This window comes from Citrobacter sp. Ce119, assembly GCF_030334525.1.
GTDB lineage: Bacteria > Pseudomonadota > Gammaproteobacteria > Enterobacterales > Enterobacteriaceae > Citrobacter > Citrobacter europaeus.
The window spans coordinates 201,108-215,697 of record NZ_JAOWDR010000059.1; the positions used below are offsets into that span (position 1 = coordinate 201,108).

A 14,590-nucleotide genomic window follows, 5' to 3' on the forward strand; every position below is an offset into this window, starting at 1 on the left:
TACCCGCATAACGCCACGCGGTAAACACATGCAACAAGGAAATTTGATTTTTCACGCCTGTTTAATGCCTTGCCATTTGTTCAAAAAACAGACAGGTCTTCACCAGTTTTTTGCGGTAAATGTCCTGTGCTGACGACCTAAACTTATCAGGCACACCTGTTGTTTTTCAGAGGATATCACTATGAAGAAATGCCTCACATTACTTGCCGCTACCGTCCTGACCGGCATGACATTTGCGTCCTTTGCTGCACAGCCCTACACCAGCCCTGCTACCGGTCAGCTACAGGCTTCCGGCACAGTTTTCGCTACCGGCGCCTCTAACCTGAGCGATCTCGAAGACAAGCTGGCTGAGAAAGCGAAAGAGCAAGGCGCCAAAGGCTTTGTCGTCAATTCTGCGGGCGGTAAAAACCAGATGTACGGCACCGCAACTATCTATAAGTAACCCCCTCACCTTAGCCCAACTGCATTCATCCCGAATGCAGTTAGCTGTCCGCAATTCACGTCATTCCCGGTGCGAATTGTAATCACCGTGTAGTAATTTTGAATCCAATGTAAACAAATGTATTTATTTTTGAAGTGATGAATGCTAAAACGTCGCACTGATTAGTAATGCTTATCAAAATCATTATCAATTACAAGTCCACTTCCGCGAGGCCTGCAGGGTATAACATCCATAGAGATGTCCCTTCGCGCGAGTGAAACCGTTTACTCAAACAATAATAAGTCACTCATTAACATGGATAAAAATCGCAACTTGCCGTCCAGTAGTTTTCACTCACTGACTTTTTTTGCCGGTCTGTGCATTGGTCTGTCCCCGGTAGCTCAGGCTGTCGCCGCGGGCAATCAGGATAAAAAACAAGAAGACACTCTGGTTGTTGAAGCGGCCAAACCTTCGCTGTACGCCCCAACGCAGTCTGCCGATCCTAAATTCTCCCGCCCGGTAGCGGATACCACCCGCACCATGACGGTGATTTCTGAGCAGGTGATTAAGGATCAAGGCGCAACAAATCTGACCGATGCGCTGAAAAACGTACCGGGCGTTGGCGCATTTTTTGCCGGTGAGAACGGAAACTCCAGCACAGGCGACGCGGTTTACATGCGTGGTGCGGATACCTCGAACAGTATTTATATCGACGGTGTTCGTGATATTGGCAGCGTCACGCGCGACACCTTCAATACAGAACAGGTGGAAGTGATCAAAGGTCCTTCCGGTACCGACTATGGACGTAGCGCGCCGACGGGTTCCATCAATATGATCAGCAAACAGCCGCGCACCGATTCCGGGATCGATGCGTCAGCCAGCGTCGGTAGCGCCTGGTTCCGTCGTGGTACGCTGGACATTAACCAGGTCATCGGCGAGACCACCGCCGCACGTTTAAACCTGATGGGTGAAAAAACCCATGATGCGGGTCGCGATAATGTTAAGAATGAACGTTATGGTGTGGCCCCCTCTCTCGCTTTTGGCTTAGGGACTGAGAACCGACTGTACCTGAACTATCTTCATGTCACCCAGCACAACACGCCGGATGGCGGTATCCCTACCATTGGCCTGCCGGGGTATTCCGCACCATCCGCGGGGACTTCTGCACTGAATCATTCAGGAAAAGTAGATACGCATAACTTCTACGGCACCAACTCGGATTACGACGATTCGACGACCGATACCGCAACGATGCGTTTTGAACATGACCTGAACGACAGCACCACTATTCGCAACACCACCCGCTGGTCGCGTATTAAACAAGATTATCTGATGACGGCGGTGATGGGCGGCGCGTCTAACATCACTCAACCAACCAGTAGTGTCGATACCTGGACCTGGTCACGCCTGGCAAATACCAAAGATGTCAGCAATAAAATCCTCACCAACCAGACTAATCTGACCTCAAAGTTTTACACGGGATCCATCGGTCACGACATCAGTACCGGCGTGGAGCTAACGCGCGAAACGCAAACCAATTATGGCGTGGCGCCGATCACCCCACCACCGGTGAATATCTATCATCCCGACAGCAATGTGAATATCGGCGGATTGTCGCGTAACGGCGCCAACGCTAACGGACAAACCGATACCTTCGGTATATACGCTTTTGATACGCTACAAGTTACCCGTGAGTTTGAGCTAAACGGTGGTATTCGCCTCGACAATTACCGCACTGAATATGACAGCGCCACCGCTTGCGGCGCCTCCGGGCGTGGCGCTGTCGCGTGCCCGACAGGTGTGGTCAAAGGTTCCCCGGTCACCACTGTGGATACAGCCAAATCAGGCAATCTGGTTAACTGGAAAGCGGGTGCGCTGTATCACCTGACCGATAATGGTAACGTGTACATCAACTATGCCGTTTCTCAGCAACCGCCAGGCGGCAGCAACTTTGCCCTTGCCCAGGGCGGCAGCGGTAACAGTGCGAACCGTACCGATTTCAAACCGCAGAAAGCGAAAACCAGCGAGATCGGCACCAAATGGGAGGTGCTGGATAAGCGCCTGCTGTTAACCGCCGCGATTTTCCGCACGGATATTGAGAACGAAGTTGAGCAGAACGACGACGGAACATATTCCCAGTACGGAGAGAAACGCGTTGAAGGCTACGAGCTCTCGGTAGCAGGCAACATCACCCCCGCATGGCAGGTTATTGGTGGCTACACCCAGCAACGCGCTACCATCCACAATGGTAAAAACGTTGCTCAGGATGGGTCTTCATCCCTGCCGTATACGCCTGAACATGCGTTCACGCTGTGGAACCAGTATCAGGCTACCGATGATATCTCTGTTGGCGCGGGCGCTCGTTACGTGGGCAGCATGCATCGCGGTTCCGACGGTGCGGTCGGTACGCCATCCTACACTGAAGGTTACTGGGTCGCCGACGCCAAACTGGGCTATCGCGTGAATCGCAATCTCGATTTCCAGCTAAACGTCTATAACCTGTTCGACACCGATTACGTATCCTCCATTAACAAGAGTGGATACCGTTACCATCCGGGCGAGCCAAGAACCTTCCTGCTCACTGCAAATATGCATTTCTGATCTTTTACGTGGGGCGTCAGCCCCACTTTCAGGAGAAACACTGATGATGTACCACATTCCCGGCGTTCTGACAGCGCAGGATGTTGCCTGGTTTCGCGAACAGTTGGACGCTGCCGACTGGGTTGATGGCCGTGCAACCACCGGCGCTCAGGGCGCACAGGTTAAAAACAACCAGCAGGTGGATACGCAAAGTGCGCGTTATGGCGTTTTACAACAGGCGGTACAAACTGCGGTGAATAGCAGCGCACTATTCTTCGCCGCAGCATTACCGAAAACACTCTCCACACCGCTGTTTAATCGCTACCAGGACAACGAGACTTACGGTTTTCACGTTGACGGCGCGGTGCGTAGCCATCCGGAAAACGGCTGGATGCGCACAGATCTTTCCGCCACCTTATTCCTGAGTAATCCTGATGATTATGAAGGAGGAGAGTTGTTGGTCAATGATACCTACGGCCAGCATGCGGTAAAGCTGCCGGCGGGCGATCTGGTGCTTTACCCTTCCAGCAGCCTGCACTGCGTCACGCCGGTGACCCAAGGCGTTCGTGTGGCGTCATTTATGTGGATCCAGTCGATGATCCGTGACGACAAAAATCGCGCCATGCTTTTTGAACTGGATAAAAACATCCAGTCCCTGAAAACACGTCATGGGGAGAGTAGCGAGATCCTCTCGCTTCTCAATCTCTACCATAACCTGCTGCGCGAATGGTCTGAAATCTGATAGTGGTAACGCGTGGTCGTTTTTCAGCCATCACATTCGCTATACTTATTCTGTAGACATCAGCAGGAGGTAAGCATGGCATCCGGATGGGCAAATGATGACGCGGTTAACGAACAGATCAACAATACTATTGAAGATGCTGTAGCCCGCGCCCGCGGTGAATTACCGACGGGGGAAAGTCTGTATGAATGCGAAGAATGTGGCAATCCTATCCCTCAGGCCAGACGTGAGGCCGTGCCAGGCGTACGCTTGTGCATCACTTGCCAACAGGATAAAGATTCACATAGTGCGGCATTTTCAGGATATAATCGCAGAGGTTCAAAAGACAGCCAGCTACGCTGACTTATCTTTACCAAAAGCTTTAGCGTATACAATTTCCTTTACGAGCACGCTTTTTTGCACTCTGTGTAGCAAAATGTGCCGTTGTCGGTGTCTCTGTAAAGCGCAATGACAAGAACTGTAAATCCCTCTTTCGAATTTATTAATATTCAATAAGTTATTTGTCATTCAATTTTTTTGATTGATGCCGTCAATTCTATTCGATTTTATCTCGCATAAAAAAACGTGATACTTCTCACATCGACGAAACAACGTCTTCTTAAAGAACACTGACTAACAGAACAACCCTGCGAGAAATTAATCATGAAAAATATCAAATTTGCTGTTGCCGCCATCGCTCTGTCTACCCTGTCATTTGGCGTTTTCGCTGCCGAGCCGGTTTCCTCTACTCAGGCACAAAACATGAACAAAATTGGTGTGGTATCTGCTGACGGCGCCACTACGCTGGACGGCCTGGAAGCCAAACTCGCTGAGAAAGCAAATGCTGCTGGCGCAACGGGATACAGCATCACTTCCGCTATCGGCAAAGATAAAATGAGCGGCACCGCGGTTATCTATAAATAACCGAGAAATTACCTGTACGACCCAATGCTCCAACCCTCATTGACCCTGTTTGTTACCCTTTGTTTGCCCGTCCGCCACTGGACGGGCTTTTTTTTGCTTAGTGTTCCAGACGTTGACGGAACTCCTGTAACACGACGTCTGGCATCCCTATTTGCAGCGCCGCCTCGCAAATCGCTTTCCAGCTCCCGGCATCCAGCGGAATACCTTGCGCCAGCCGTTCCTCACGCGTATTCACCTCCCACTCCCCTGGTAACAGGATCGGGGCACCTTCAGCATGCGGAGACGCTTTCACCCACTCAGCAAATGCCGCAACCTGGTTATCACAGTCCGGCGCGCCGAACAGTTGAGGATTTATAATGATGGTCGTCATGCAGTTAATGATGGCATCCGCGCTGGTCTGCAGGCTTTCTTCATGTGTTGTTTTACCGCCAGAAAGCGCCCCGCCCATAATTTCGCACATCGCCGCCAGCGCATAACCCTTATGTTGGGCGAATGTCAGTAACGACCCCAGCGGAGAAACCTGCATTACGGCAGGATCGGTCGTAGGCACTCCATTTGCGTCAATCAGGCATCCAGGTGCCACCGGTTCGCCCTTATGCCATGCCACACGGGTTTTGCCAAACGCGATGGCGCTGGTCGCATAGTCCAACAACAACGGGAAAGTATTTTTACGCGGGAACACAACGCAGAAGGGATTGGTGCCAAAACGGCTATCGCGGCCATGAAACGGTGCGACCATCGGGATACCTACCACATTCACAAAGTGCACCGAAACAAAACCTGCCGCCGCACATTGTTCCGCCCAGTAGCCAATGCGTCCGATATGGTGCGAATTATGTAATGCCACGGCGGCGATACCGTACTGGCGCGCTTTTTCGATTCCATGCGTGATTGCCTCGTGCGCCGCCACCTGACCAAACGCACAGTCGCCGTCAAACGTTATCACCGCTCCCGCATCTTTGACCACTTTGGCATGACGGTTGATCTGCAGGTACCCTTGTGAGAATGAGCGAATATAGCTTGGGATCATGCCGATGCCGTGGGAGTCGTGACCAGCAAGGTTAGAGGCTATCAGATGATCTGCCACCAGCCTCGCCTCCTGCTCATTGCTTCCCATCTGATGAAAAACGGCCTGGATAAAGGCGTGCAGCGTTGGCACATGGAAGCGATGTCCACTGTTCATTGTTATCTCCTGTTGTGTCGCGTGTTTGTTGTGTTTCTTATTTTTCAACAAACTATGCTGCGCCACGGCGCTCCGGAGGTCAATAAACGTGCAGAAATTTCACGTTGCTGAAATGAGAGAACCGACAGGCCTGGTAAATGGCCCGTCGGGATAACAAATTAATTAGAAACTTTGCTCGACGCGGGCAAGTCCTTCAGCCAGTGAGGCGGATTCACCGGTTGCCACCAGGCAGCAGGCCATCTGGATTTTCAACGATGCCGGAACAGGCTCACTGCCCGCCAGACAACGCTCAATCCAGCGCGCGGTGGTTTCCGGGTCTTTTGCTACCGGTAGCGGTACCGGCTCATCAGGCATCTCGCTCTGTCGGTCCTGTAACACTCGCACACCGGATGAATCTATCAGACTTATCTGCGGGCAGCGCTGCGGGTTGGCATACACTTCGCCCTCGGTACCGTGCATCAACAGGCCACGCCCACCGATATCGCCGAAGAACTTCGCCACGCGCGAAACGTATTCCGGGTGGGACACGCTGGAAAGACGCAGCGCGGCATCTTCAGCAAACGGCGTGGCTAATTTAGCCAGCGTGTGCGCACTGTTACGCACGCCCATTCGCCAGCGCATCGCCAGCTGTTTCTCCAGCGGAGGACACAGCGCGCTCACCGGGATAAACACCGGCTCATGACCATCCAGCTTTGCCTGCGCCTGCCCGGCATGCAGCGTCGGCGCAATTCCCATCAGCTCGAAAATGGTTTCTGTCAGCACGCGGGTTGGATCCTCGCTGACGCCATGTACCACCACCGGAAAGCCGAGCTTATGCAGTAAAATCGCCAGCAGCGGAGTCAAATTCGCCTGCTTGCGCGCGCCATTATAACTGGGAATGACAATCGGCATGGGTTTCGCTACCGGCGGAGTCAGGCGAATGGTGTGGTTTTGCATCGCTTCGTAAAAGCCCAGCATCTCCGCTTCGCCTTCGCCTTTAATACGTAGCGCAATCAGTACCCCGCCCATTTCAAGGTCAGGTACGTCGCCGTTCATCATATGGGTATACAGTCCGCGAGCAGTATCCTTATCCAGGTCACGCGCGTGATTTTTTCCTCGCCCAATCTCTTTAATGATTTTGCGGTAATCCATCGTTAACTCCTTGCCTGTTGCTCGCGTCGTTAACGCCGACGGCGGCGTGTGGGTTTCGCTTTTTCTTTTGGTTTTACTATAACGTCTGGCACAGCAGGTTGCTCTATCGGAAATATGGGTAATGCATTCAGTAAACGCTTGCCATAGTTTTTGGTCAATAAACGCTTATCATAAATAACCACTTCTCCCCAGCAACTATGGCTACGGATGAGTCGCCCTACCTGCTGGATCAAATTGAACGACGCCGCGGGCAGGCTCTGCACCTCGAAGGGGTAGCGGTTCAGGCTTTTCAACCACTCGCCCTCGGTGATCACCACCGGGCTGTCGATAGGCGGAAAAGCAATTTTGTGAATATGCACCTGAGTCAGCAGGTCGCCTTTCAAGTCCAGACCTTCGGCAAAAGATTGCAGCCCAACCAGCACGCTACGCTCGCCGTTGGTCACCCGCTTGCGGTGCAGCTCCACCAGACGATAGCGCGGCTGGTCGCCCTGAACCAGCAACAGTAGGCGCAGATCGGTAACGTGCTCCAGAAAACGCTGCATCGCCCGGCCGCTGGCAAAGAGTACCAACATCCCCTGATGCTTCTTGCTTTCCAGCTGTTCGCGGAAGTAGGCGGCCATTTCCGCGATATGCTGCTCTTCGTTTTCAATTAGCGGTTCGTAGCGCATCTGCGGAATGACGATTCTGCCCTGTTCAACGTGATTAAACGGTGAATCCAGCGCAACAAACCGGTCCCCTGCTTTTTCCTTCAGGCCGCTCATTTCCTGCAGACGCGAGAAGCTGTTGAGCGAGCGTAGCGTGGCGGAAGTGACAATAATATGCGGTACGCTGCGCCACAGCAGTCGTTCGAGCTGATCGCTCACGCGGATCCCCACGCAGTGAAACCAGACGTGGATCTGCCCGTCACGCACCTCGCGCGTCGCCCATTTACTCACCGGCGCGCCCGATGATTGCGCGAGCGATGCCAGCCGCCACAATTTGCTTTGTGCCTCAAACATGCCCAGCGCCCGATTCATCTGCAAAATAACCCGATGCAGACGCACAATATCGTGAGTGCCGGTTTTTTCGCTGAGATCGTTGAGGAACAGTTCCGCCAGACCGCGCAGCATTTCCGTTAGTTTTGCCAGACGCTGACAAATCTCCATCACTTCCGCAGGTAGCTCCCCCATCGCGAAGCGGTGTTCCGCTTCCTGGGTAGCCGGCATGTACAGATTAAGAATGTTATTGAGCGAGGAAATCAGCTCATACAGTTCCTCACAGTGACCATTCAGACGCTCGGCATTCGCCAACGGAGGCGTGGTTTTTGGCCGAAACTGCTCCAGGCAGGTAGCCACTAATTTGCAAAACAGATCCAACTGCAGTCGGTACCAGGGGGCGCTGATTTCTGCGCTCATCTCCAGCGCATCGCGCGCGACGTCGGGCAAATGGTGGCCTTCATCAAGCACCAATAGCAGGTTTTTCGGCTCCGGCAAAACGGCTTCGCTTTCCATGGCCGCCATCACCAGCGCGTGGTTGGCAACCACCACTTCGGCTTCCTGAATCTCCCTGCGGGCAACAAAAAAAGGGCATTCACGATAGTAGTGACAGTTACGGTTCAGACAGCTGGCTTTATCAGTGCTCAGCCGTTGCCAGAGTCCGTCGTCGATAGCGATATCGGTGTGATCGCGCAGCCCGTCCCACTTGTAGCTGTCGAGATCGCCTTTTAGCCTGGCGCAGCGCTTTTGTTCTTCCTGGTTATTGGGCGTCAGATCGTCGTCGAGAAAGGCCAGTAGATCCTGCTGATTGGGTTCGGTACTGGCCAGCGCCGCTAAGTTACGCGGACAGACATAGCGTCCGCGACCAAACGCGGCGGTAAAACGCAGGTCAGGGATAATTTTGCGTAGCAGCGGTAAATCTTTGCTGTAGATCTGATCCTGCAAAGCGACGTTGGCGGTACTAACCACCAGCGTTTTTTGTTCTTCACGCGCTATGGCAATACCGGGAATCAGATAAGACAGAGTTTTCCCCACCCCGGTCGGCGCTTCAATCGCCAGATGTCGCCCTTCTTCCCCGGAGAGTGTTTTCGCAACGTCAGCAATCATCTGCCGCTGCGGCGCACGGGGGATAAAGTCGGGGATCTGTTCCTGAAGCGCCTTATACCAGGCGGCGATTTGCGCTTTTAACGCAGCCGTTAGTGCCATGAGAAAACCTGAAGTACTGTATAAACAGCCACTATTGTGGCACATTTCAGTCGTTGAATGTACCTTTTTCCCCCATTCTGGAAAGCGCTTCGCAGCTTTGACTTAAATTTCCGGATGGCGGCTTACATGCTATCCGGCCTACAGCCAGGTTCATTGCAGGCCGAATAAACGTGTCGATTAATAGTACCCCAGCAGCTTCCACCACAGCATGCCCACGGCAAAAATGATGATCACATTTGCCGTCACCACACAGAGGTTAATCTTGTAAAAGCGCGGCCGTTCAAAATAGCCCTGGGCAAAATAAATAGGGCCAGGTCCGCCGCCATACTCGGTATTCCCCCACATCAGGTTACTAAAGATACCGAAGCAAATAGCGACCATCATCGGCGGCGCACCTGCAGCGATCGCCGTGGCCGCGAAAGGGGCATACAGCGCAGCCACGTGCCCGGTAGCCGTAGCAAAGAGATAATGGACGTAAATGTAAAGGATCCCCAGGACAATAAAGGACTCGATCGCGCCAAACCCTTGAATACCGCTGCCTAGCTTTACGGTCATCCATTTAATAAAGCCCAGATCGGCAAGTCCGGTCGCCAGACTAATTATAACGCTAAACCAGATTACCGTATCCCATGCCGCATGGTCATTAAGCAGGCTTTTCCAGCTAACGGCACCCGAGGCGAACAGATAAGCAGCCAGCCCCAGTCCGACAGATGTGGCAGACAATCCAGTAATCAAGCTAGTGCCCCAGCCAACCAGCGCCAGCACAAACCCAAACGCAACCTTTTTCTCATTGCTGCTCATCGAACCGAGTTCACCGAGCGCCTGCTTACCCATCGCTTTTGCCTCTGGCGTACGCTTAAGCTCGGGATCCAATAACTTGTAAACCAGAAGTGGCATCAGGCAGAAACAGACCATCGCAGGAACCACTGCGGAAATAAACCATCCGCCCCAGGTTATCTCTATACCCAATGACGATTTAGCCAGACTGGCTACCAGCGGATTCGCCGCCATCCCGGTGAGGAAAATCGCCCCGGTAATCGGCGTAAACTGGAAGCACACCATGGTTAAGAAATCGCCAATGCGCTTGCCAGTAACCCCTGGAGCGGAACCCAATACATCATTGATGGAACGAGTGATGGGAAAAATAATGCCCCCGGACCGCGCGGTTACTGACGGCATTGCCGGGGCCATAATCAGATCGGAAACCCCCAGTGAGTAAGCGATACCCAGGCTGCTACCACCAAAGAGCGATAACATTTTATACGCGATACGTTTCCCCAGTCCTGACGTTACAAACCCCAGAGACAAGACGTAAGCACAGAAAATGAGCCATACCGTACCGGACGCAAACCCTGACAGCGCCTTTGCCTCTGGTAATGTTTTGGTGAAAATAACCACACAAAGTGCAACCAACATCACCGCCCCCGAAGGGAGCGGCTGAGTAAGAATGGCGGCAATGGTCGCGGCAAATATCGCGAACATATGCCAGGCCTGAGGCGTCAGACCATCAGGTACGGGATAAAACCAAACGATCGCGCCTATCGCCAGCGGTATCAGGAACGACAGAATGGATTTTCCCGTGACAGAATTCGTTGACATAAAAATATCCTTATTCCATTAGCCCGAGAACGTTCATTTCCGCGACATATATCTTGCTAATACCTGATCCACCATCGCCGGTGCCATTCCAAGGTAATTTGCCGGGTCGGTCAGTTTTTCAATCAACTGTGGGTCCAGTCGTTCAGAGACAGAGGGCATCGCATTCAGCACATCAGCCAATCGCCCACCCTGTTCGTTGACGATACGGCAGGCGTCGTACACCACGTCATGTGCATCCTGACGACCGATGTACGGGGCCAATCCCATCATGACTGCCTCAGCTACAATCAATCCGTTGGTCATACCGAGGTTACGTTTCATCGCCGCTTCATCGACCACCAGCCCCGCCAGCATAAAATTGGCCTGATGCAACGCCCCCGCGCTGAGAACGAAACTTTCCGGGATGGCAATCCATTCGGCATGCCACGGCCCGGTTGCACGCTCCAGATCTTGTACCATCGCATCAAGCATCAACCCTGCCTGTTGGCGAACACCTTTGGCACAGGCCAGCATCAGCTCGCTGGAAATAGGGTTGCGTTTCTGCGGCATGGTACTGCTGGCGCCACGCCCTTTAACAAACGGCTCATACAGCTCACCAAACTCGTTAGCTGCCAGCAGCATTACGTCGTAGGCAATCTTACCCAGCGACCCGGTAATCACCGCTAACAGGTTCACCGCTTCGGCAAAACCATCACGCGCGACGTGCCAGGTGGAGGTTGGAACATTCAGACCAAGCTCTTCCATCATCGCTTTTTGTACCGCCAGCCCTTTATCCCCCAGCGATGCCAGCGTACCGGCCGCCCCCGCAAATTCGCCAACCAATACACGAGGACGCGCCTGGGTAAGACGTTCCGCGTGGCGTTCAAACATATCCAGCCAGATGGCCGCTTTGTAACCGAATGTCACCGGCAAAGCCTGTTGTAAATGGGTTCTCCCGGCCATCGGCGTATCACGGTAGCGGCGTGAAAGATCGGCCAGCGTGGCGCGGAGTTTGTCCATATCGGATTCAATGAGCGCAAAAGCATCACGAATTTGCAGCACTACTGCGGTGTCCATAATGTCCTGAGTGGTTGCCCCCCAGTGCACATAACCGCCGGACTCGCCAGCCTGTTTAGAAATCTGGTGGACCAGCGGTAGGATCGGATAACCCACGATTTCGGTTTCGTGGCGCAATAAATCGAAATCGAGCGTGTCGGCATTACATTTTTCAGCAATTTCCAGCGCCGCAGCCTCGGGTATCACACCGCAGCGTGCCTGGGCTTTGGCTAATGCCACTTCCACTTCCACGTATTTGCGCACCAGTTCGCGATCGTCAAACACCGCGCGCATCGCCGGTGTACCGAAAGAATCCCTGAACAGAACAGAATCAAGTACATTCGAAGCCATAAATCCCCCTGGAAAATCTGATAATGATAAGATGCGTGTTTACGGCAGTTTGTTGAATGTCCAAACGTCGCCATAATGTCCAGACATAACAAAATGTCCGTACATTTAAATGTACGGACATTTATAGTATTCATAAGAAATGTAGGGAATAGTCCGTACAAATTTTCGTGATAAAGATCACTAATATTTTGATGAAACTGCGATGAAAGAATCTCTGTACAAGCGAATAGCACGTGAACTGGCGCAGCAAATTGCGGTGGGAACCTTCGCCCCCGGCTCGCTGTTTCCTACGGAAATGGAACTGTGCGAAACATGGCAGGTCAGCCGCCACACCATGCGTGAGGCGTTAAGGGAATTAACAGAGCAAGGTCTGATTTCACGGCGTAAAGGTGCGGGTACTCGCGTTTGCGAACCTAAGGCGAACGGCGTCAATCACCCGCTATCGCATCTTGAGGATCTGTTGCTGCTGGCCAAAAACAATCTGCGCGTCATCAAGAAAATCGATGAGATTGTGGCGGACATAGAGTTGTCCCAGATGATTGGCTGCCCGCCAGGTTCTCGATGGCTGCACATTGCCAGCACTCGCGAAGATGCGCACAACCCCGACGCGCCAATCTGCTGGACGGACAGCTATGCCAGCACGGATTACGCCAAGTTGCGCACGTACATCCGTGACGATCCACACTCATTAATCAGCGATTTGATCGAAACGCATTACGGTATCAAAAGTCATGAGGTGCATCAGACAATTACGGCTGTCGGAGTGCCCAAAAAGGTGGCAAAGATTCTCAATGTAGCGCCTGATTCGCCAGCGATGAGAATTGTGCGTCGTTATCTGGACAGGAACGGGAAAGTATTTGAGACGACGATTTCGATTCACCCGGCAGGACGATATACCTGCTCGATCGTGCTGAAATCGCAAAATTCGGGGGAGTGATTGACCTATCCGGCTTACACAGTGTGTAGACCGGATAGCGTGTTTATACAGCCATACAGTAAGGGAATTACTGCGCTGTAGAAGGTTTGCGCGGACGGCGCGGTGGACGAGGCTTGTCGCCTGCCGGTTTGCCTTCGCCGCTACGCGGTTTCGCTTTTGGCGCACCGCCATCCTGACGACGCGGCTGTTGGCCACGCCCTGCTCCACCCTGACCACGGCCGCCGCCGCCACGCTGCTGGCGACCATTCTGGATCGGCTCGGCTTTGATGGACGGGTCTGGCTCATAGCCTGGCGTTGCAATACGCGGGATCTCTTTTTTCAGCAGCTTCTCGATGTCGCGCAACAGCTTATGTTCATCGACGCACACCAGAGACAACGCTTCGCCAGTAGCGGCCGCACGACCGGTACGACCAATACGGTGCACGTAATCTTCCGGGACGTTTGGCAACTCGTAGTTCACCACATGCGGCAATTCTTCAATGTCCAGGCCGCGCGCGGCAATGTCGGTCGCCACCAGCACGCGAATATCACCGGATTTAAAATCAGCCAGCGCACGCGTACGCGCTCCCTGAGATTTGTTACCGTGGATCGCCGCGCTGCGGATACCGTCTTTATTCAGCTGTTCCGCCAGATGGTTCGCACCGTGTTTGGTACGGGTAAACACCAGCACCTGCTGCCAGTTGCCCTGACCTATCATCTGCGACAACAGTTCGCGTTTACGCTTCTTATCGACGAAATGAACGTGCTGAGTCACCTGCTCGGACGCGGTATTACGACGCGCCACTTCGATTTCCAGCGGATTGTGCAGCAGCTTTTCGGCCAGCGACTTGATATCGTCAGAGAACGTGGCTGAGAACAGCAGGTTCTGACGTTTTGCCGGCAATTTCGCCAGAACGCGACGAATGTCGTGAATAAAGCCCATATCCAGCATGCGGTCAGCTTCATCCAGCACCAGGATTTCAACCTGATCCAGTTTCACCGCATTCTGGTGCTCCAGATCGAGCAAACGACCCGGAGTGGCAATCAGCACATCCACGCCGCCACGCAGCTTCATCATCTGCGGGTTAATACTGACGCCGCCGAAAACCACCAGCGAGCGAATATTCAGATACTTACTGTAATCACGGACGTTTTCGCCAATCTGGGCTGCCAGTTCGCGGGTTGGCGTAAGGATCAGCGCACGAACCGGACGACGGCTTTTACCATGCGGCTGATGAGTAATCAGGTGCTGCAACAGCGGCAGGGTAAAACCTGCCGTTTTCCCCGTGCCGGTCTGGGCGCTGGCCATCAGATCGCGGCCTTCCAGCACGGCAGGGATCGCCTGCTGCTGAATAGGGGTAGGTTCACGGTAACCCTGCTCGGCAACGGCACGTAAAATATCAGGGTTTAAACCAAGGGAATCAAAAGACATAACAACTCCGAACCACCCTGACCGTTACCGGTGTCGTTTTCAGGGAGATACATATAATAGAGATGACAAAAACCACAATGTCATGAAGGGGCGGAGTGTAGCAGTTTTTGTGATGTG

General features: G+C 53.1%; 12 protein-coding genes. 6 read left to right on the plus strand and 6 right to left on the minus strand.

The features are described from left to right. Positions 1-181: 181 nt before the first annotated feature. The 5 genes from mcbA (at position 182) to ybiJ (ending at position 4,646) form a co-directional block, all read left to right on the plus strand. Positions 182-442, plus strand: a complete 261-nt coding sequence (mcbA, locus tag OGV80_RS17985; protein ID WP_043015692.1) for a DUF1471 family periplasmic protein McbA — start codon at positions 182-184, stop codon at positions 440-442. A gap of 294 nt (positions 443-736) precedes the next feature. Next, positions 737-3,022, plus strand: a complete 2,286-nt coding sequence (locus OGV80_RS17990; protein ID WP_043017870.1) for a catecholate siderophore receptor Fiu — start codon at positions 737-739, stop codon at positions 3,020-3,022. Positions 3,023-3,065: 43 nt separating this feature from the next. Continuing rightward, positions 3,066-3,743: a PKHD-type hydroxylase YbiX gene (ybiX, locus tag OGV80_RS17995; RefSeq protein WP_047412476.1), complete on the plus strand. Its 678-nt coding sequence runs from the start codon at positions 3,066-3,068 to the stop codon at positions 3,741-3,743. 75 nt (positions 3,744-3,818) lie between these two features. Continuing rightward, positions 3,819-4,085, plus strand: coding sequence for a DksA/TraR family C4-type zinc finger protein (locus OGV80_RS18000; RefSeq protein WP_003035233.1), 267 nt, complete (start codon positions 3,819-3,821; stop codon positions 4,083-4,085). Between the two features lie 300 nt (positions 4,086-4,385). After that, a complete protein-coding gene (gene ybiJ, locus OGV80_RS18005) occupies positions 4,386-4,646 on the plus strand; it encodes a DUF1471 family protein YbiJ (RefSeq protein WP_003831561.1) in 261 nt (86 codons plus the stop codon). 97 nt (positions 4,647-4,743) lie between these two features. On the opposite strand, the gene OGV80_RS18010 is transcribed toward ybiJ, so the two are convergent. The 5 genes from OGV80_RS18010 to OGV80_RS18030 all read right to left on the minus strand — a co-directional run bounded on the left by OGV80_RS18010 (position 4,744) and on the right by OGV80_RS18030 (position 12,125). After that, the gene (locus OGV80_RS18010) at positions 4,744-5,829 is read right to left on the minus strand and encodes a malate/lactate/ureidoglycolate dehydrogenase (protein ID WP_087052985.1); all 1,086 of its coding nucleotides are present in this window, start codon (positions 5,827-5,829) and stop codon (positions 4,744-4,746) included. Between the two features lie 162 nt (positions 5,830-5,991). After that, positions 5,992-6,960, minus strand: coding sequence for a DNA-binding protein YbiB (ybiB, locus tag OGV80_RS18015; RefSeq protein WP_043015689.1), 969 nt, complete (start codon positions 6,958-6,960; stop codon positions 5,992-5,994). Between the two features lie 29 nt (positions 6,961-6,989). Further along, the gene (gene dinG / locus OGV80_RS18020; protein ID WP_043015688.1) at positions 6,990-9,140 is read right to left on the minus strand and encodes an ATP-dependent DNA helicase DinG; all 2,151 of its coding nucleotides are present in this window, start codon (positions 9,138-9,140) and stop codon (positions 6,990-6,992) included. Positions 9,141-9,317: 177 nt separating this feature from the next. Beyond that, the gene (locus OGV80_RS18025) at positions 9,318-10,739 is read right to left on the minus strand and encodes a DASS family sodium-coupled anion symporter (protein WP_043015687.1); all 1,422 of its coding nucleotides are present in this window, start codon (positions 10,737-10,739) and stop codon (positions 9,318-9,320) included. 33 nt (positions 10,740-10,772) lie between these two features. Continuing rightward, positions 10,773-12,125, minus strand: coding sequence for a class-II fumarase/aspartase family protein (locus OGV80_RS18030; protein ID WP_286515442.1), 1,353 nt, complete (start codon positions 12,123-12,125; stop codon positions 10,773-10,775). Positions 12,126-12,327: 202 nt separating this feature from the next. On the opposite strand from OGV80_RS18030, the gene OGV80_RS18035 reads away from it, so the two are divergent. Further along, the gene (locus OGV80_RS18035; protein ID WP_200000351.1) at positions 12,328-13,062 is read left to right on the plus strand and encodes a GntR family transcriptional regulator; all 735 of its coding nucleotides are present in this window, start codon (positions 12,328-12,330) and stop codon (positions 13,060-13,062) included. 67 nt (positions 13,063-13,129) lie between these two features. On the opposite strand, the gene rhlE is transcribed toward OGV80_RS18035, so the two are convergent. After that, positions 13,130-14,473 carry an ATP-dependent RNA helicase RhlE gene (rhlE, locus tag OGV80_RS18040; RefSeq protein WP_043015685.1) on the minus strand — a complete coding sequence of 448 codons (1,344 nt, stop codon included), beginning with the start codon at positions 14,471-14,473 and terminating at the stop codon, positions 13,130-13,132. Between the last annotated feature and the right edge of the window lie 117 nt (positions 14,474-14,590).

What these genes read in the sequence shown, in the direction of transcription:
- ybiB (WP_043015689.1), bottom strand. Translation starts at nt 6,960, where the DNA reads ATGGATTACCGCAAAATCATTAAAGAGATTGGGCGAGGAAAAAATCAC.
- OGV80_RS18010 (WP_087052985.1), bottom strand. Translation starts at nt 5,829, where the DNA reads ATGAACAGTGGACATCGCTTCCATGTGCCAACGCTGCACGCCTTTATC.
- OGV80_RS18035 (WP_200000351.1), top strand. Translation starts at nt 12,328, where the DNA reads ATGAAAGAATCTCTGTACAAGCGAATAGCACGTGAACTGGCGCAGCAA.
- OGV80_RS18000 (WP_003035233.1), top strand. Translation starts at nt 3,819, where the DNA reads ATGGCATCCGGATGGGCAAATGATGACGCGGTTAACGAACAGATCAAC.
- OGV80_RS18025 (WP_043015687.1), bottom strand. Translation starts at nt 10,739, where the DNA reads ATGTCAACGAATTCTGTCACGGGAAAATCCATTCTGTCGTTCCTGATA.
- OGV80_RS18030 (WP_286515442.1), bottom strand. Translation starts at nt 12,125, where the DNA reads ATGGCTTCGAATGTACTTGATTCTGTTCTGTTCAGGGATTCTTTCGGT.
- ybiJ (WP_003831561.1), top strand. Translation starts at nt 4,386, where the DNA reads ATGAAAAATATCAAATTTGCTGTTGCCGCCATCGCTCTGTCTACCCTG.
- dinG (WP_043015688.1), bottom strand. Translation starts at nt 9,140, where the DNA reads ATGGCACTAACGGCTGCGTTAAAAGCGCAAATCGCCGCCTGGTATAAG.
- OGV80_RS17990 (WP_043017870.1), top strand. Translation starts at nt 737, where the DNA reads ATGGATAAAAATCGCAACTTGCCGTCCAGTAGTTTTCACTCACTGACT.
- ybiX (WP_047412476.1), top strand. Translation starts at nt 3,066, where the DNA reads ATGATGTACCACATTCCCGGCGTTCTGACAGCGCAGGATGTTGCCTGG.
- rhlE (WP_043015685.1), bottom strand. Translation starts at nt 14,473, where the DNA reads ATGTCTTTTGATTCCCTTGGTTTAAACCCTGATATTTTACGTGCCGTT.
- mcbA (WP_043015692.1), top strand. Translation starts at nt 182, where the DNA reads ATGAAGAAATGCCTCACATTACTTGCCGCTACCGTCCTGACCGGCATG.